At 70.5% G+C, this 16748-nt stretch carries 10 protein-coding genes; 8 read left to right on the top strand and 2 right to left on the bottom strand.

Going from position 1 to position 16748, the window contains the following annotated elements; genetic code table 11:
- Nucleotides 1–130: 130 nt before the first annotated feature.
- The gene (locus tag BLU09_RS26755) at nt 131–2518 is read right to left on the bottom strand and encodes an ABC transporter permease (protein ID WP_244172054.1); all 2388 of its coding nucleotides are present in this window, start codon (nt 2516–2518) and stop codon (nt 131–133) included.
- 363 nt (nt 2519–2881) lie between these two features.
- Here BLU09_RS26755 and BLU09_RS26750 point away from each other — a divergent pair, with 363 nt between their 5' ends.
- The 8 genes from BLU09_RS26750 to mxcL all read left to right on the top strand — a co-directional run bounded on the left by BLU09_RS26750 (nt 2882) and on the right by mxcL (nt 15871).
- Entirely contained in the window at nt 2882–3655 is a 774-nt protein-coding gene (locus BLU09_RS26750; protein ID WP_011553665.1) for a 2,3-dihydro-2,3-dihydroxybenzoate dehydrogenase, read from the top strand.
- A gap of 110 nt (nt 3656–3765) precedes the next feature.
- Complete coding sequence (gene dhbC, locus BLU09_RS26745) at nt 3766–5010, top strand: isochorismate synthase DhbC (RefSeq protein WP_090492413.1); 1245 nt, start codon at nt 3766–3768, stop codon at nt 5008–5010.
- Nucleotides 5007–6653, top strand: a complete 1647-nt coding sequence (locus BLU09_RS26740; protein WP_090492411.1) for a (2,3-dihydroxybenzoyl)adenylate synthase — start codon at nt 5007–5009, stop codon at nt 6651–6653. The genes dhbC and BLU09_RS26740 overlap by 4 nt, the downstream gene beginning before the upstream one ends.
- A 12-nt stretch (nt 6654–6665) precedes the next feature.
- On the top strand, nt 6666–7565 hold the full coding sequence (locus BLU09_RS26735; protein ID WP_090492409.1) for an isochorismatase family protein: 900 nt from the start codon (nt 6666–6668) through the stop codon (nt 7563–7565).
- A 60-nt stretch (nt 7566–7625) separates the two neighbouring features.
- Nucleotides 7626–11966, top strand: a complete 4341-nt coding sequence (gene mxcG / locus BLU09_RS26730) for a myxochelin non-ribosomal peptide synthetase MxcG (RefSeq protein WP_090492407.1) — start codon at nt 7626–7628, stop codon at nt 11964–11966.
- Nucleotides 11963–13315, top strand: a complete 1353-nt coding sequence (locus BLU09_RS26725) for a class II 3-deoxy-7-phosphoheptulonate synthase (RefSeq protein WP_090492405.1) — start codon at nt 11963–11965, stop codon at nt 13313–13315. The genes mxcG and BLU09_RS26725 overlap by 4 nt, the downstream gene beginning before the upstream one ends.
- Before the next feature lie 16 nt (nt 13316–13331).
- Nucleotides 13332–14558, top strand: coding sequence for a myxochelin export MFS transporter MxcK (gene mxcK, locus BLU09_RS26720; protein ID WP_167371165.1), 1227 nt, complete (start codon nt 13332–13334; stop codon nt 14556–14558).
- Nucleotides 14559–14596: 38 nt separating this feature from the next.
- A complete protein-coding gene (gene mxcL / locus BLU09_RS26715) occupies nt 14597–15871 on the top strand; it encodes a myxochelin B biosynthesis transaminase MxcL (RefSeq protein ID WP_090492401.1) in 1275 nt (424 codons plus the stop codon).
- Here mxcL and BLU09_RS26710 read toward each other — a convergent pair.
- On the bottom strand, nt 15868–16683 hold the full coding sequence (locus BLU09_RS26710; protein WP_011553657.1) for a siderophore-interacting protein: 816 nt from the start codon (nt 16681–16683) through the stop codon (nt 15868–15870). The two genes, mxcL and BLU09_RS26710, sit on opposite strands and share 4 nt — an antisense overlap.
- Nucleotides 16684–16748: the final 65 nt, after the last annotated feature.

Raw genomic sequence — 16748 nt, 5'->3', positions numbered from 1 at the left:
GGTTTCCCGGCAGGGGCTTTCCGGTGGGACTCACCTTCCTCATCGCGCGGCACCTCCAGCCAGGTTGTCCCCAGTCCTAAGCCAGCTCGCGAATCGCCGATAGCGTGCATCGAACGCCCCGGGGACTTCCTCAGTCGTCCGAGCGCAGCGCCTCGTGCAGCGGCACGCGGGTGACGCGGCGCGCGGGCAGCCAACTGGCCAGCAACGCCACTGCGGCGAGCAGCGCGGGCACGGCCGCGAAGGTGACGACGTCGAACGCGCTCACGCCATACAGGACACTGGACAGGCTGCGCGCGAACACGGCGGCGCCGACGAGCCCCAGGAGGACGCCGGCCACGGCCATCCGAAGCCCCTGCCCCACCACGCGCCACACCAGATAGTGCCCGGTCGCGCCCAACGCCATGCGGATGCCCAGCTCGCGCGTCCGCTGACTGACCGAATAGGACAACACGCCGTAGAGCCCCACGCCCGCGAGCACCAGCCCCAGCACCGCCAGGGCCACCAGCAGCGAACCCAGCACCTTCGTGTGGCCCACGCTGGCGTCCACGACCGATTCCAGGGAGCTCACGGGGACGCTCGGGAGCTCGGGGGCCACGGCGCGAAGCTGCTCGCGCAGCACCGGGGCCAGCGCGACAGCGTCCTGCGAGGCACGCACGGTGAGCAGCATGTGCAGTCCCCAGAGCTGTCCCATGGGGACAAAGGCCTCGCTGACCGGGGGCGCATCCAGGCTGTTGTGCTGGACATCCCCCACCACGCCCACGACTTCGCGGAAGGCCTCACCGTCGAGCACCAGTTGCACGCGCTGCCCCACCGCGCTCCGCCCGGGGAAGTAGCGCCGGGCGAACGTCTCGTTCACCACGACCACCGGCGCGGTGCCCGGCCCATCCCAGGCTTCGATGGTGCGCCCTTCCTTCAGCGGGATGCCCAGGGTGTTGAAGTAGCCGTCGCTGGTGGTGCGGAAGTGGACCAACTCCCGGGAGTCCGCCTGTGATGCCGCCTCGCCCGGAAGCAGCACCGGCGCCAGGCCATTGCGTCCCCACAGGGGCACCGTGCTGGACATGCCCGCGGACGTCACGCCTGGAAGCGCGCGCACCCGCTCCAACACGCTGGAGAAGAGGGCCCGTTGGACGGCCTCGTCCCGGTACTTCGCCGACGGAAGGGAGAGGTCCACCACGGTGACGCCCTGGGGATTGAAGCCCAGCGGCACCACGCTCAAGGCATGGACGGTGCGAAGCATCAGGCCCGCGCCCACCAGCGGAATCAGTGCCAGGGCCACCTGCGCGACCACCAGCACCACGCGCCCGCCTTCGCCCCGCGTGGCCCCTGCGCCGCCTCGCAGCCCGCCCAGCGCGCCCCGCGCATCCGCGCGCGACACCCGCAGCGCGGGGATCAGGCCAAACAGCAGGCTGGTCACCACCGAGAGAACCAGCGCGATGCCCAGGACATGCGGCTGCAGGCGGAGCGCCTCGGCATCCACGAACTGAGGCGGCATGAGCGCGCGCAGCAGGTCCATGCCCCACATCGCCAGGACCAGTCCGGCGGCGCCACCCACGAGCGCCAACATCCCGCTCTCCACCAGGAACTGCCGCACCAGCCGCCCTCGGCCCGCGCCCAGGGCGGCGCGCACTGACACCTCGCGCTCCCGCGCGGAAGCCCGCGCCAGCAACAGGTTGGCCACGTTGGCGCAGGCCACCAGCAGCACCAACGCCACGACGCCGGCCAGGAGCCACAGCCGCTCCTGGGAGCCCTCCACCACCTGCGTGTGCAAGGGCACCAGCCGCACCCCGGCGGGCTCCTCCGCGAAGCCCGGCTCGCGCACCAGCGCCGCGCCCAGGGCCGTCATCTCCGTGCGTGCCTGCTCCGCGGACACGCCTTCGCGCAGGCGTCCCACCACCCGCAGCCACACCCCTCCGGCCGGCTCGTCCACGGCCAGGACCAACGGCTTCCACGCCTCCACGTCCGGTGCGAAGCGGAAACCCGCGGGCAACACCCCCACCACCGTGTGGAGCTGGTCATCCACCATCAACGTCTGTCCCACCACGTCCGGGCGGCCACCGAAGCGCCGCTGCCACAGCGCATGCGACAGGAGCAGGCCATGGGCGTCCCTGTCCGCGCGGAAGTCCTGTCCGAGCAACGGCCGCACGCCCAGGAGCGAGAACAAGCCCGCTGTTGCCCGCCCCGCGCGCACCCGCTCCAGTTCGCCGTCACCCGCCAAGGTGATGTCGCGGATCGACAGCCCCTCCAGTCCCTGGAACGCAAACGCACGCTCGCGCCAGGCCTGGAGCGACTGCAACGACACGCCCATCCGCTCGCGCTGGGGCGTCGACTGGTACAGCGTCACCAGTTGCTCCGGCGCTCGGTACGGCAACGGCCGGAGCAACACCTGGTACACCGCGCTGAAGACGGCGGTGGTGGCGCCAATGGCCAGCGCCAGCGTGGTGATGATGACCAGCGTGAATGCGGCCTCGCGCCGCATGCGACGCAGGGACAAGCGAACGTCCTGAAGAAGCTGGGACATGAAGGCCAGACTCCACTGCAACTCCAACGCCATCAAACGTCGCGCCCGACAGGGCCCTTCGCACACCCGGCCGGGACGGGATTCGCGTTCGCCTGTGGCACGCGAAATCCCATCATCGGACACGAGCCCGGTCCGCTCCCAACGCGGCCAAAAGAAGCGTGGCGCCGCGGTGGAACCCGATGCGTGACAGCCCGACCGGGCGGCCATTGCAATATGCGTTACCCGCAATCCCTTACTTCCCTTCTTGACACCCCTGACGCTGCGTGGCACATATCTGCGCCGCCTCGATAATGAAAATCATTCTCATTATCCACTTATGAGCCCAACGAGCGGGCGCAGGCATCCAGAAGGAGGAACAGGGACATGGGAACGCCCACCCGGGTGGCACTCGTCACAGGTGCCGCACAAGGTATTGGCGCGGCAGTGGCACGTGCGCTGGCGGGCGAAGCCCTCATCGCCGCGGTCGACACCAACGCGGACGGCCTGAGCGCCCTGGTGGCCGAGCTCCGGCAGAAGCATCAACACGCGGTGGCCTACCCGGCCAGCGTGAGTGATGTCGCCGCCGTCGACGCCGTGGTGGAGCGCATTGAGCGGGAGCTGGGCCCCATCGAAGTGCTGGCCAACGTGGCGGGCGTCCTGCGCACGGGCCCCATCCTGTCCTACAGCGACGAGGACTGGGCATTCACCTTCTCCGTCAACACGCTGGGCGTGTTCCAGGTGTCCCGCGCCGTGGCCCGGCGCATGGTGCCCCGGCGAAGCGGTGTCATCGTCACCGTGGGCTCCAACGCCGCCGCCGTGCCCCGCACGCAGATGGCCGCGTACGCCGCCTCCAAGGCCGCCTCCAGCATGTTCACCAAGTGCCTGGGCCTGGAGCTGGCCCCACACGGCATCCGCTGCAACGTCGTGTCCCCTGGCTCCACGGACACCGCCATGCAGCGCGCGCTCTGGGCGGATGACTCCGGCGCGCAGGCGGTGATTGCCGGCTCGCCCGAGGCCTATCGCCTGGGCATCCCCCTGCAACGCATCGCCACCCCCGAGGACATCGCCAACGCGGTGCGGTTCCTCGTCTCGGACGCGGCACGCCACATCACCCTGCACGACCTCCGCGTCGACGGGGGCGCGACGCTCGATGCCTGACCCCGCCCTCGCGCGGCCGCCCAGGCCCACGCCCCTCGAGAAGTTGAGAATGATTACTAGGATCTACTTCATAACCTGCCACCGAGGCGCCGCCATGTGGCGCCCTGTGCATGACGCCCGCTGAGCCGAAGGAACAGGAACACCCCATGGGACCGCAGACACTCGCCGCGCAGTTGCTCGAGAGCTACGAGGCTGGCTCTTCGTTCTTCTTCGCCACGCCGCGCCGCACGCTGCTGGCGCGCGGCACCTTCGCCACCGTGCCGCACCAGGGCGGCGCGGATGCCCTGGCGCGGCTCCCCGAGCGCGTGACGGCGGTGCTGAATGACGCGCGCCAGGCGGACCACGACATCCCCGTGGCGGTGGGCGCGGTGCCCTTCGACGGCTCGGTGCCCGCACAGCTCGTGGTGCCGCTGACGCTCCAACGCGCCGGACCGCTGGTGTTCGACAAAGACGTCCCGGTGCAGCGGCCGTTCAGCGCCAGCTACACCGTCCAGCCGGTGCCGGAGCCCGCCGCGTACCTGAACGGCGTCGCGCAGGCGCTGAAGCTGATGCAGAGCGGGCCGCTCCAGAAGGTGGTGCTGTCACGTTCGTTGCACCTCAACGCCGCCGCCCCCATCGACCTGCGGCAGCTGCTGCGCAACCTCGCGCAGCGCAACCCATCGGGCTACACCTTCGCCGCCGACCTCCCCCAGCAGGATGGGGCCAGCGGCGCGAAACTGCGCACGCTCATTGGCGCCAGCCCCGAGCTGCTCGTGTCCCGCTCCGGGTTCCAGGTGGTCGCCAATCCCCTGGCCGGCTCCGCGGCCCGCAGCGCGGATCCGCTGGAGGACCAGGAGCGCGCCGCCGCGCTGCTGAAGTCGCCCAAGGACCTGCACGAGCACGCGGTGGTCATCGACGCCGTCGCGGAGGCGCTGCGGCCGTACTGCAAGACGCTGAACGTGCCCGCCGGTCCGTCGCTCGTGAACACCGCCACCATGTGGCACCTGTCCAGCCGCATCACCGGTGAGCTGGCCGACCCCTCCATCTCCTCGCTGACGCTGGCGGCGGCCATGCACCCGACGCCCGCGGTGTGCGGCTACCCCACGCGGCTGGCGCACGAGGCGATTGGCTCCATCGAGCCCTTCGAGCGCGGCTACTACACCGGCACGGTGGGCTGGTGCGACGCCACGGGGGATGGCCAGTGGGCGGTGACCATCCGCTGCGCGGAGGCCAGTGAGCGCACCCTGCGCATCTTCGCGGGCGCGGGCATCGTGGTGGGCTCCACGCCCGAGTCCGAGCTGGCGGAGACCGAGGCCAAGTTCCGCACCATGCTCCACGCCATGGGCCTGGGCCACGGTGCCGGGGTGCAGTCATGACGCCCCCCGTCCTCCCTGGCTGCCCCACCTGGCCGGAGGCCTACGCCGCCCGCTACCGCGAGGCTGGCTACTGGCGCGGCGAGACGTTCGGCCAGCTCCTCCACGAGCGCGCCCAGCGTCACGGCGAGCGGACCGCGCTGGTGGCCGGAGAGCGCCGCCTCACCTACGCCGACCTGGACGCCCGCGTCAGCCAGCTGGCCGCCGGCTTCCATGCCCTGGGCATCCAGGCTCGGGACCGCGTGGTGGTGCAGCTGCCCAACGTGGCCGAGTTCTTCGAGGTCGTCTTCGCCCTCTTCCGCCTGGGCGCGCTGCCGGTGTTCGCGCTTCCCGCGCACCGCGCTTCGGAGATTGGCTACTTCTGCGCCTTCACGGAGGCGGTGGCCTACGTCATCGCGGACAAGCAGGCCGGGTTCGACTACCGCACCCTGGCTGAGCAGGTGCGCGGCACCTGCCCGACGCTGAAGCACGTCATCGTCGCCGGTGACGCAGGCCCCTTCACGGCGCTGAGCAGCCTGTACGCCGCGCCCACGGCGCTGCCGCCGGGGCCCGCGCCCAGCGACGTGGCCTTCTTCCAGCTCTCCGGCGGAAGCACGGGTGTGCCCAAGCTCATCCCGCGCACGCACGACGACTACATCTACAGCCTGCGCGGCAGCGTGGACATCTGCCGGCTCGACGAGACGAGCGTGTACCTGTGCGCGCTGCCCGCGGCGCACAACTTTCCGCTCAGCTCGCCGGGCGTGCTGGGCACCTTCTACGCGGGCGGCACGGCGGTGCTGGCGCCCAACCCCAGCCCGGACACGGTGTTCCCGCTCATCGAGCGCGAGCGCGTCACCATCACCGCGGTGGTGCCACCGCTGGCCATGGTCTGGATGGACGCGGCCAGGACGCGCCGGCATCAACTCGCCAGCCTGCGGGTGCTTCAGGTCGGTGGCGCGCGCCTCAGCACCGAGGCGGCCATGCGGGTGAAGCCCACGCTGGGCTGCACGCTCCAACAGGTGTTCGGCATGGCCGAGGGCCTGGTCAACTACACGCGCCTGGATGACCCCGAGGACGTCATCGTCAGCACCCAGGGCCGGCCCATCTCCCCGGACGACGAGCTCCGGGTGGTGGACGAGGACGGCGAAGACGTTGCGCTAGGTGAGACGGGCCAGCTGCTGACGCGCGGGCCGTACACCATCCGCGGCTACTACAAGGCGGAGGCCCACAACGCGAAGGCCTTCACCGACGACGGCTTCTATCACACCGGTGACGTGGTCCGCGTGACGCCCCAGGGCTACCTGGTGGTGGAGGGCCGCGCCAAGGATCAGATCAACCGGGGCGGCGACAAGGTCGCGGCCGAGGAGGTGGAGAACCACCTGCTGGCCCACCCCGACGTGCACGACGCCGCGGTGGTCGCCGTTCCGGACGCGTTCCTGGGCGAGCGCACCTGCGCCTTCGTCATCGCGCGCGGCACGCCGCCGGCGCCCCATGTCCTCACGGCCTTCCTGCGCCAGCGTGGTCTGGCCGCCTTCAAGATTCCCGACCGGGTCGAGTTCGTCGAGGCGTTCCCCAAGACGGGCGTCGGCAAGGTCAGCAAGAAGGCGCTGCGCGACGTGCTCGCCGGCGCTCCCTCCCCCACTCCGGTTTCGCGCGCGACGCGCTGAAAGGAACTCCCCATGGCGCTCCCCGCCATTTCTCCCTATCCCATGCCCGGCGCCACCGACCTGCCGAAGAACAAGGTCTCCTGGACGCCGGACCCGAGCCGCGCCGTGCTGCTCATCCACGACATGCAGCGCTACTTCGTGGAGGCCTTCACGCAGGGCCAGTCGCCCGTGACGGAGCTGGTCGCCAACATCCAGCGGCTGCGGCAGCACTGCACGGCGCTGGGCATCCCCGTCGTGTACTCGGCCCAACCGGGTGGTCAGACGCCCGAGCAGCGCGGCCTGCTGCTGGACTTCTGGGGCGGAGGCATCAACGGCGGACCGGATCAGAAGCGCATCATCGACGCACTGACGCCCGCCGAAGGCGACATCCAGCTCACCAAGTGGCGCTACAGCGCGTTCCGCAAGACGGACCTGATGGACCAGATGAAGAAGCTGGGCCGCGATCAAATCCTCATCTCCGGTATCTACGCGCACATCGGCTGCCTGCAGACGGCCAGCGACGCCTTCATGAGCGACGTGCGGCCCTTCCTCATCGCCGACGCGCTGGGTGACTTCTCCCTGGCGCACCACCAGCTCGCGTTGAGCTACGCGGCCCAGCTGTGCGCCGTCACCACCACCACGCAGCAGGTGCTCGACGCGCTGGGCCCCGTCTCCACGTCCAGCACACTCACCCGCGAGCAGGTGCGCGCGGAAGTGGCGGAGCTGCTCCAGGAGTCGCCGGAGGCGCTGGGGGACGACGACAACCTGCTCGAGCGCGGAATGGACTCCATCCGGTTGATGACGCTGGTGGAGAAGTGGCGGGCCGCTGGCGCGGAGACCACCTTCGTGGAGCTGGCCGAACGGCCGACGCTCGCCGACTGGTTCACGCTGCTCTCCCTGGGCAACACGCCCGCTTCCCGGAACGCCGCGTAGCTCCGCGGTGCGCGAGTCACCTCGCGCCCCTGACGCATGAACACACGGGAGTCCCTGGCAATGGGCGAAACACACGAAGCAGGTTGGCCGCTGTCCGCGGCCCAGCATGGAATCTGGCTCGGCCAGCAGTTCGACCTCACGAGCGCCGTCTACAACGCGGGTGAGTGCATCGAGATCCGCGGGCCGCTCGTCGTGGAGCACTTCGAGTCCGCCTTGCGTCAGGCCATTGACGAGGCGGAGGCGCTCCACGCGCGCTTCGTCCCCGGTGCCTCCGGCCCCGTGCAGTTCGTGCAGCCCCGCGCGTCGTGGCAGCTGCACGTCGCCGACATCAGCCACACGCCCGATCCCTGGGCCGCGGCCCAGTCCTGGATGCATGAGGACCTGACGCGCACGGTGGACCTGGGCCAGGGCCCGCTGTTCGCGGAGGCGTTGTTCAAGGCGGCGCCAGACCGTTATTTCTGGTTCCAGCGGGCCCACCACATCGCCCTGGACGGCTTCGGCTTCTCGTTGGTGGCTCGCCGCGTGGCGGACCTCTACACGGCCCGGGTGACGGGCAAGCCCGCCACGAACGGGTTCGGCTCCCTCCGCGCCGTCCTCGATGAGGACGCCGCCTACCAGGGGGGCGCGCAGCACGCCGCGGACCGCGCCTTTTGGGTGGAGCGCTTCACCCATGGCCCTACGCCCGTGACGCTCGCGGAGCCCGCGCCAATGACGCCGCGATTCGTGCGCCAGACGCGGCACCTGTCGCCCGCGGACCTGGAGCGGATGCAGGCCGCCGCGAAGCAGGCCGGGCTCACATGGCCGGACCTGGTGCTCGCGGCGACGGCGGCCTGGCTGCACCAGCACACCGGTGCGCCCGAAGTCGTGCTGGGTCTGCCGGTGATGACCCGCCTGGGCTCGGCCGCCATCCGCGTGCCGTGCATGGCCATGAACATCGTGCCGCTGCGCGTCCCGGTACGTCCGGACGCCGGCTTGTTCGCCATGGCCCGAGACGTGGCTGCGGAGCTGCGCGCCATGAGGCCGCACCTGCGCTACCGCTACGAGCAGCTTCGCCGCGACTTGAAGCGCGTGGGCGGCCAGCGGCGGCTGTTCGGCCCCGTGGTCAACATCATGCCGTTCGACTACGCCCTGCGCTTCGCGGGGATGCCGGCCTTCGCCCACAACCTCTCCGCGGGCCCCGTCGAGGACCTGTCCATCGGCGTGTACGCTCGCTCCGATGGCAGCGGACTGCGCGTGGACTTCGACGCGAACCCCGCCTGCTACAGCCCCGACGTCCTGGACACCCACCAACGTGGCTTCCTCCAGTTGTTGGAGTCACTGGTGGCCTCGCCCGAGCAGCCCGTGCGCGCGGCGCCTGCCCCCGCGCGGCCCTCCGTCGTGGATGGCGGGCCCCTGCCGATTCCGCAACGGCCCGTGCTGGAGCTCATCAAGGAGCAGGCCCGTGCGCGGCCGGAAGCCATCGCCGTGGAGCATGGCGAGCACCGCCTCACCTACGCGGCGCTGCTCCAGTCCGCACAGGCGCTCGCGAAGCGGCTGCGGGCCGACGGCGCGCGGCCCGACACGCTGGTGGCCGTCTCCCTGCCCCGGAGCATCGACGCCATCGTGGCCACGATGGGTGTCCTCTTCTCCGGCGCGGGATACCTCCCCGTGGACCCCTTCGGTCCCGAATCCCGGACGAAGGCCATCCTGGATGACGCCGCGCCGCGACTGACGGTGAGCAGCGCCGTGAAGGACCTCACGGCCGGCATGCCTCCGCAGGCGCCCGGGCAGCTCGCGGTGCACCGGCGCGCCGGCTCGGAGCTGCCGGCCACGGCGCCCCAGTCGGGCGCGCCGCTGGCGTACGTCATCTACACCTCCGGCTCCACCGGCCAGCCCAACGGCGTGCAGATTGACCACGACGCCCTGGCCCACTTCGTGGCGGGCGCGACGTTCCGCTACGAGGTGACGCCCGAAGACCGGGTGCTGCAGTTCGCGCCGCTGCACTTCGATGCCAGCGTGGAGGAGATCTTCGTCTCCCTGTGCGCCGGCGCCACGCTGGTGCTGCGCACGGACGAGATGCTCCAGTCGGTGCCCCGGCTGCTCGAGGCCTGCGCCACCCACGGCATCACCCTGCTGGACCTGCCCACGGCCTTCTGGCACGAGCTGGCCTACAGCGTGTCCACGGGCGCGGCCCGGCTGCCGCCCTCGCTGCGCACCGTCATCATCGGCGGTGAGGCCGCCTTGCCCGAACGCGTCGCCCGATGGCGCGCCTCCGCCGGTCCCCAGGTCCGGCTGCTCAACACCTACGGCCCCACCGAGGCCACCGTGGTGGCCACCGTCGCCACACTCAGCGGCGGTCCCGACGTGACGCCCGCCGGGGAAGACGTGCCCATCGGACGCCCCCTGCCCGGCGTGCGCGCGGTGATTGCCGACGCACAGGGCCGCATCCTCCCCACGGGTGAGGAAGGCGAGCTCCACCTGCTGGGCGGCGCGCTCGCCCGGGGCTACCTGGGCCGCGAGGCGCTGACGGCTACGCGCTTCATCACGCTCGACGCCCTGCCAGGAAGCCCCCGCGCCTACCGCACGGGGGACAAGGCCCGGCTGCGCGAGGACGGCCAGATTGTCTTCGTGGGCCGCGTCGACGACGAGTTCAAGATCAGCGGCCACCGCATCGACCCGTCCGAGGTCGAAACGGCGCTGCTCGGCCACCCGGGCGTGCGCGAGGCGGCCGTCGTCGGACAGGTGCTCCCCAGTGGCTCGCGCCGGCTGTGCGCGCACGTCGTCACCACGCAGCCTGCGCCCACCGTGGCGGAGCTGCGGCAGCACCTGCTGGGCGGCTTGCCCGCCCCCATGGTGCCCGGCACCTTCGTGTTCACGGAGCGGCTGCCACGCACCAGCACCGGCAAGCTGGACCGCGCCGAGCTGCGCCGCCTGCTGCCCACCGAAGAGGCCGCGACCACGACAGCGGGAACCACCGCCCTGGAGCGCGTGGTGCTGAAGGTCTGGGAAGAGGTGCTGGGCGTGACGACGACGTCCGCGCAGGATGACTTCTTCGACCTGGGCGGCCAGTCGCTCCAGAGCATCCAGGTCGCCAACCGGCTCGGCATCGAGCTGGGCCGCGAGATTCCCGTCGCCACCGTCTTCCGCTACCCGACGGCAGCCGGACTGGCCCAGGCGCTGGAACAAGGCACCGACGGCGCCTCCGCCGCCGGGGGCCTCACCGAGAGCATGCTCGCTGACGCCGTGCTGTCCGAGGACATCGTCCCCAAGCTCACGGTGGAGTCCGCCGAGTCCCCGCGGCTGCGTCAGGTCGTCCTCACCGGAGCCACCGGCTTCGTCGGGGCGCACCTGCTCCACCAGCTCCTGCGCCAGACGGACGCGCGCGTGGTGTGCCTGGTCCGCGCTCGCGACGAGGCGCACGCCCTGGAGCGCATCCAGGCCGCGCTGGCGTCCCAGCAGCTCTCCCTCGAATACCTGACGGAACGCGTGGTGGCGCTGCCCTCGGACCTCACCCAGCCCTGGCTGGGCCTGAGCCAGGCGCGCTTCCTCGGGCTGGCCTCGGAGTGTGACACCGTCATCCACAACGCCGCCGTGGTCAGCGTGGTGCGTGAATACGGCAGCCTCCAGGCCGTGAATGTGCGCGGCACCCGCGAGCTGCTGCGCCTGGCCGCCGCGGTCCGCGCCAAGCCCTTCCACTACGTCTCCACCCTGGCCGTGGCGCCGCAGACGGACCTCAGCCCCGACGTGCCAGAGTCCTTCGTGCCCGCGCACCCGGGCCTGCGCGACGGCTACCAGCAGAGCAAGTGGATCGCCGAGCGGCTCGTCGAACAGGCCGGAGCGCGTGGCCTCCCCGTCGCCGTGTACCGACTGGGCCGCGTGGTGGGTGCGCCCGACAGCGCCATCGTCAACCCACAGGACCTGGTGTGGCGCATCCTGCTGGCGGGAATCCCCGTGGGCGCGCTGCCCCAGCTCGACGTCGCCGAGGTGTGGACACCCGTGGACTACGTGGCGGGAGCCATCGTCCGCATGGCGCGCGACGCCCGCCCGCCCACGGTGTTCAACCTGTGTCCCACGCCCGAGGTGAAGCTCCGTGAGCTGTTCGCCTGGGTCCGTGACTACGGCTACCCCGTGGAGCACTGCCCCGTGGGTGAGTGGCGCAACCGCGTGGCCGCGCGCGCCGGGACCGGGGAGAACCAATCCACGCTCGCCTTCTTCGACCTGCGCTCGGGCACGGACGTGCCCGCGTTTGGCCTGGGCCCCATCCGCTGTGAGCGGGTCCATCAAGCGCTCGAGGGAACGGGCATCACCTGCCCGCCCACGGACCGTGCGCTGCTGTACCGATACCTCGACTACTGCATTGCGCGGGGCCTGCTGCCGCCCGTACCCGCAACCCGCCTTCCAACCGAAACGGCACTCCCGTGACGAACCCCACCTGGACGCCAGACTCCTGGCGGCACAAGCCCGTCAAGTACATGCCGGAGGACTATCCGGACGCGCAGGCCCTGGCCCAGACCGAGGCTGAGCTGTCCCGCCTGCCTCCGCTCGTCTTCGCGGACGAGACGCGCCGGCTCACCGCCCGGCTCGCCAAGGTCGCTGAAGGCAAGGCCATCCTGCTGCAAGGGGGCGACTGCGCGGAGAGCTTCAAGGAGTTCACCACCGACAACATCCGGGACACCTACCGGCTGCTGTTGCAGATGGCCATGGTGCTGACCTTCGCCGGCAACCGGCCGGTGGTGAAGGTGGGCCGCATCGCCGGGCAGTTCGCCAAGCCGCGCTCCAGCCCCATGGAGACGCTGGGCGGCGTCACCCTGCCCAGCTACCGCGGGGACATCATCAACGGCATGGAGTTCGACGCCCAGGCGCGAACGCCAGACCCGCGCCGGCTGCTCAAGGCCTATCACCAGTCCTCCGCCACGCTGAACCTGCTGCGAGCCTTCGCCCAGCGCGGCTACGAGGAGCTCGCCGAGCCCCAGCGCTGGCCCCAGGGCGGCATCAACCGCTTGCTGGCGGACCGCATCCTCGAATCCCTGTCGTTCATGCGGGCGCTGGGGGTCAGTCCGGAGCCTCGCAGCAGCTCCAATGCCATCGACTTCTTCACCAGCCACGAAGCCCTGCTCCTCAACGTGGAGGAGGCCATGACACGCGCCGAGCCCGACGGCAGCGGCTGGTACGACGCATCCGCGCACATGCTGTGGATTGGCGAGCGCACCCGCCAACTCGACGGTGGCCACGTGGAGTTCATGCGCGGCATCCAGAACCCCATTGGCATCAAGTGTGGCCCCACCATGGAGCCCGACGAACTGCTCCGGCTGATGGACCTCCTCAATCCCCAGGGCATCCCGGGCCGCATCACCCTCATCGGGCGGTTTGGCGCGGACCGGGTCGCGGAACGGCTGCCCCGGCTCATGGCCGCCACCCGCCGGGACGGGCGCCCGGTCATCTGGTCCATCGACCCGATGCACGGCAACACCCACAAGGCCGGCAATGGCTACAAGACGCGCTCCTTCGACCGCATCCTCACGGAGGTGTGTGGCTTCATGGACGCCGCCGCCGCGGAAGGCGTCCACCCGGGGGGCCTGCACCTGGAGATGACCGGGCAGAACGTCACCGAATGCCTGGGCGGCCCCCAGCCCGTGACGGAAGACGACCTCTCCAGCCGCTACCACACCCACTGCGATCCGCGCCTCAACGCGGACCAGGCCCTTCAGCTGGCCTTCCTCGTCGCCGAATCCATGCCGTCCCTTCGCACGCACGAAGCCCGTGCGGCCTGAATCGCTGGAGCCTTTCGTGACCGCCTCGTTCACACCGCGACAGGAGCGTCTGCTCATCCTGCTGCTGGCGGGCGTGCAGTTCACCCACTTGCTGGACTTCATGATCGTCCTGCCGCTGGGTCCGGAGTTCATGCGGCTGTTCAGTCTGTCAGCCGCGCAGTTCGGAACGTTGGTGTCCTCCTACACGTTGGCCTCCGCCGCCATGGGCGTGCTGGGGCTCGCGTGGGTCGACAGGTTTGGCCGCAGAAGCACGTTGCTGGTCATCCTGGGGGGGTTCATCACAGCCACGCTGGCCTGCGGCGCGGCGCAGAGCCACGCGTGGCTGCTGGTGGCCCGGAGCATCGCGGGAGGATGCGCGGGCCTCATGGGCGCGGTCATCATGTCCATCATCGCGGACACCATCCCCGGTGAGCGCCGGGGACAGGCCATTGGCACGGTGATGTCATCGCTCGGGTTGTCCGCGGTGGCGGGCGTCCCCCTGAGCCTGGGCATGGCCAACATGCTCGGCTGGCGCGCACCCTTCTGGGCCATTGGCATCCTCGGGGCGCTCCTGTGGTTCGGGCTCCTCGCCGTGCTTCCGCGGCTGGATGCACATGTCACCCCGGACTCGGGGCGTCAGGCGCCTTCCGTCACGGCGCTCTTCACGCCGGGCTTCGCGCTGGGCTGGCTGCTGACGTTCAGCGTCGCCTTCTCCAGCTTCTTGCTGATTCCGTACCTGAGCGCGTTCATGGTCGGGAACCTCGGACTGAAGCAGACCGACCTGCCCTGGGTGTATCTGGCTGGCGGCGCCGCCACGCTGCTCGCGGCGCGTCAGGTGGGCCGCTGGGTGGACCGGTTTGGCCCCGCCCGGGTGCTCGGGCTGCTGCTGGTGGGCACCATGGTGCCGCACCTGGGCTTCACGCACCTTCCCGCCGCTCCGCTGCCGGTGGTGATGGGCGCCTTCGTCCTCTTCATGTCCCTGACGTCCACGCGGCCCATCCCCACCATCGCGTTGATCTCCGCGAAGGTGCCGCCGCCGCTGCGCGGGCGGTACATGGCCATGAACATGGCAGCCAGTGACGGTGCCTCCGGGCTCGCGGCGTGGGCCAGCGGCCTGATGCTGGCCACCACGCCTGCCGGTGAGCTGGTGGGCTTCGGGCTGGCCGGATGGCTCGCCGTGGGCGTCACCACCATCTCGCTCTTCATCCTCTGGACCTTTGGCCGTGGCGCCGTCCCGCTCAACGCGGCGCCCACGCCTCGGTGAATCGCAGTCTCCGTCTCGACACACAGAAGGAAACGTCCATGGACACTCCCGTCAAGAAGCACCCTTCCCTGCCGCGTCCCATCCAGGGCGAGCTGAAGCTCGACCGCTCCAACCAGCTCCTCGCCGAGGCGCGGCGGCTGGTCCCCGGCGTCACGCAGTCCATGATGAAGCGCCCGGAGATGTTCGCGCTCGGCGCCTTCCCCGTGTTCCTGGCCAAGGGCAAGGGGGCGCTGGTGGAGGACGTGGACGGCCAGGAGTACATCGACTTCATCGGCGGCCTGGGCGCCAACATGCTGGGCCACAATGACCCGGCCGTGGTGAACGCCATCCGGGAGCACCTGGAGGAAGGTGTCCTCCACTCGCTGCCCACGCCGGTGGAGGTCTCCGCCGCCCAGACGCTGGTGGACCTCATCCCCGGCGCGGAGATGGCGCGCTTCTTCAAGACGGGCGCGGATGCCACGTCCGCCGCCGTGCGCCTGGCGCGCCACATCACCGGCAAGCAGAAGATCATCACCGTCGGCTACAACGGCTGGCACGACCACTTCATGTTCGACACGCCGGGCGTCCCGGCCGCGCTGGCGGCGCTGACCCTCCGGATGCCGCTCTTCACGCCCCCGGACGAGCCGGCCCTGCTGGCCACCATCGAGAAGAACGCCAGCGAGCTCGCCCTGGTGCTGCTGTCGGTGCCCTACAACCGGCCCCTCACCCCGGCCTTCCTGCAGCAGGTGCGCGCCACGTGCACCGCGAACAACGTCCTGTTCGCCCTGGACGAGGTCGTCACCGGCTTCCGGCTTGCCGTGGGCGGCGCCCAGGAGTTCTTCGACGTCCGCGCGGACTTCGTCACGCTGTCCAAGAGCATCGCTGGCGGCATGCCGCTGTCGGCCATCGCCGGTCCGGCGAAGCACCTCAGCCGCCTGAGCGAGCTCCAGGTGTCCACCACCTTCGGCGGTGAGCTGCTGTCGCTGTACGTGTGCGAGGCGGTGCTGAAGGGCTACCGGGATGGCGCCTACATCCAGCACCTGGCCCGCCTGGGCCGCAAGCTGCGCGAGGGCGTCAACGCCCAGGCGGAGGCCGCGGGCTCGTCGTTGCGCGTGATTGGCTACGACGCGATTCCCTTCTTCCTGTTCGCCAAGGACCCGGCGGAGCACGCGAAGCAGATGCAGCCCTTCCAGGCGGGCATGGCCCGCCGGGGCATCCTGCTGCGCCGCGACGTCACCTTCCTCAGCACGGCGCACACGGAGGAGCAGATTGACTACGCCATCGAAATGACGGGCGAAGTCATCCGCTCCCTCGCGAAGCCGGCGGCGGCCTAGCCCTTCGCGTCGTGGTGGTCCGAGGTGCCGCGCTTCCAATAGCCCGTCACCCGGACCCAGCTCTTGTTGGCGCCACGCTCGTTGATGAGGTGGTCCTTGATGGGGCGCACGGTGTGCGCCTCACCCGCCACCCAGGCGAAGTAGTCTCCCGCGGGGAACTCCAGCCCGCGGATGGCCTGCTGCAGCACGTCCGAGTGCCCCGCCTCCACGCCGTTGCGGTGCAGCCACGTCACCGTCGCGTTGGCGCGGGTGGTGAAGTGCTGCTCCTCGGATGCGTCCGGGACTTCGCAGAACACGATGGCGCGCGTCCCCTCCGGCAGCTCCTCCAGGATGCGGCCAATGGCCGGCAGCGCTGACTGATCGCCCGCGAGCAGGTACCAACTGAAGTCCTGCGCCACGAACGTGGAGCCGCGCGGCCCACCCACGGCCAGCAGGTCACCCACCTGCGCCTTGCTCGCCCACGTCGTCGCGGGCCCCGTGCCGTGCACCACGAAGTCGATGTCCAGCTCGCCTGCCGCGGCGTCATAGCGGCGCGGCGTGTAGTCACGTGCGTCCGGCTTGCGCTCGCCTTCCTTCAGCACCAACCCCGTGGGCGTCACCGTGGGGATGACAGGCATGCGCTTGCCCTCCTCCGGGAACAGCAGCTTCACGTGGTCGTCCGCGCCGGGGCTGTAGAAGCCCTCCAGGTCCTCGCCCGCAAGGGTGATGCGGACCATCTGCGGCGTCACCCGCGTCACCCGCTTCACCTCCAAGAGGCGGAACTTCACGGGGAACGGTCCCCGCCGATAGACACGCTCAGTCGTCGTCGTCACGAATGCTCCAGTTATCGATATTGACTATCATTTTCGATACCATGAAGCCCCCAGGCGGGCAACGA

The organism is Myxococcus virescens, from assembly GCF_900101905.1.
GTDB lineage: Bacteria > Myxococcota > Myxococcia > Myxococcales > Myxococcaceae > Myxococcus > Myxococcus virescens.
Note: the sequence above shows the minus strand (reverse complement) of the source record. Positions and strands in the feature narration are given on the sequence as shown.

Coding starts and splice junctions, on each gene's coding strand:
- BLU09_RS26750 (WP_011553665.1), top strand. CDS start 2,882: ATGGGAACGCCCACCCGGGTGGCACTCGTCACAGGTGCCGCACAAGGT.
- BLU09_RS26740 (WP_090492411.1), top strand. CDS start 5,007: ATGACGCCCCCCGTCCTCCCTGGCTGCCCCACCTGGCCGGAGGCCTAC.
- dhbC (WP_090492413.1), top strand. CDS start 3,766: ATGACGCCCGCTGAGCCGAAGGAACAGGAACACCCCATGGGACCGCAG.
- BLU09_RS26735 (WP_090492409.1), top strand. CDS start 6,666: ATGGCGCTCCCCGCCATTTCTCCCTATCCCATGCCCGGCGCCACCGAC.
- BLU09_RS26755 (WP_244172054.1), bottom strand. CDS start 2,518: ATGTCCCAGCTTCTTCAGGACGTTCGCTTGTCCCTGCGTCGCATGCGG.
- mxcG (WP_090492407.1), top strand. CDS start 7,626: ATGGGCGAAACACACGAAGCAGGTTGGCCGCTGTCCGCGGCCCAGCAT.
- mxcL (WP_090492401.1), top strand. CDS start 14,597: ATGGACACTCCCGTCAAGAAGCACCCTTCCCTGCCGCGTCCCATCCAG.